Source organism: Catenibacterium sp. (assembly GCF_052354645.1).
GTDB classification, from domain to species: Bacteria; Bacillota_I; Bacilli_A; order Erysipelotrichales; family Coprobacillaceae; genus Catenibacterium; species Catenibacterium mitsuoka_A.
Map to the genome: position 1 here is coordinate 1 of NZ_DAWDDM010000349.1, position 1784 is coordinate 1784.

At 30.5% G+C, this 1784-nt stretch carries 2 protein-coding genes; both read right to left on the reverse strand.

All coding sequences use genetic code 11. From position 1 onward, the window contains the following. Nucleotides 1–261: 261 nt before the first annotated feature. Nucleotides 262–1149: a tyrosine recombinase gene (locus ACT8VG_RS10860; RefSeq protein ID WP_217106364.1), complete on the reverse strand. Its 888-nt coding sequence runs from the start codon at nt 1147–1149 to the stop codon at nt 262–264. Nucleotides 1150–1184: 35 nt separating this feature from the next. Continuing rightward, nucleotides 1185–1784 (reverse strand): DinB/UmuC family translesion DNA polymerase (locus ACT8VG_RS10865; RefSeq protein ID WP_444195884.1); only part of this gene is annotated, 600 nt, incomplete at its 5' end.

The following is a 1784-nucleotide window of genomic DNA, read 5'->3' on the forward strand; positions in this document are numbered from 1 at the left end:
ATTTTACATTACAAGACTATCTTAAAAATGCAACTTGATTTAGTAAATGCTGATTGTAAGTATAATGATGCCTTTAGTTTGGGGTCGGTTTGCCTTTAAATTTCCTTCACTAGCTAAACGTTATAATATCTTAACAGATACGCCTAAAAGTTCAGCAAAATCCTTTGGCTCATAATTTGTGATATTTGATGTGTTTATTTTAACGCTCTCTCTGAGTATATATAAACACGATCAAACACATTAGACAATATATTCAATTACTTATAATTTCCTCCTTGCATTACCTGGATGAAACTTATTATAGTCATCCATGATCTGCTTATGTGTTACATGTGTATATATTGTTGTGGTTGAAATATCCTGATGTCCAAGCATAACCTGGATAGATCTTAAATCACAATGATTTTCCAATAACGTAGTCGCAAACGTGTGTCTTAACATATGGGGTGTAAAATGATCTCTAACCCCTGCTTCTAGTACAAGTTTCTGTAAGATGTTATAGAAGTTTTCTCTTGTCATACGACGACCATCATTCATCATAAAAAGCCAAAGGCTATTTTTCTTATCAAAGAAAGAGCGTTCATTTTGCATATAGCTATAAACATAATGAAATGTCTCCTGATCTAAAGGAATAAGTCTTTCTTTATTACCTTTACCTATTACACGAACATTAGACACTGAATGATTGATATCATTTATTTCTAAATGAACGAGTTCACTTATTCTCATACCTGTACTAACAAGAAGAAGCATCATTGACTTATTTCTTTTCCCTGCAGGGGTCGTATCATCAATATGATTAATCACCTTAACTATTTCTTCTAAGCTTAATACTTGTGGAAGTTTCTTTTCAGTTTTAGGTAATTCATATTGGGACATAACATCCTTCATCCCTTTTGTACGAGAAAGAAACTCATTATACTGTCTTAAAGAGACAATTTTTCTTCGAATAGAAGTTACTTTATACCCATCATCCTTTAATTCGCTAAAATAAGTGTCTAGATGAGCCAAATCAAACTTTTTGATATCATAATCAATATAATCATAAAAAGCTCTTAGATCTCTCATATAACCATCTACAGTATTCTCGCTTAATCCTCGTTCAAACATTAAATAGCTCTTAAAATCTTTTAAATCATAATCTTGCACGTATCACACCTCTTGCCTAATTATAACAACTTTTTTTAACTTTTTCCATTTATACGATAGTCTTTTGCTTTAATCAGATGTGCACTCGTCATTTTATTGATATTTTCAATCAAACTATCAATAGGATCTACTGCTTTATTCTTTGTATCAAATATATTCATCTGTTCAATGATTGCTTCTTTTCTTTTTACATTATTAAGAGTAACACCAATAAGTCTTAATGGTTCATGTGTATAATGCTTATTAAAAAGCATCATCACATAACTATATATTTTCTCATAATCATTCATATATTCCTGTACCAGCATTTGTCTTGTAACACTTTTAAATCTTGTATATTTTAATGTAATCACAACACAGTTAGAATACATATCATGTTTTGATGCACGTTCAGCTACAGTTAAACATACCTTCTTGAATTCTTCTTTCAAACTATCTTCATCACTAATATCACTTTCAAAAGTCGTAGAATGACCAATAGATTTCATATCCGTATCTTCATAAACAACAGGAGATAAATCTCTACCATTGGCACGATTATAATATATAAGTGAATTCATACCTAGAAATTGTCTAATCGACTGATAGTTATCATAATTCGCAATATCCGCAATTGTCTTAATACCTACTTCTTC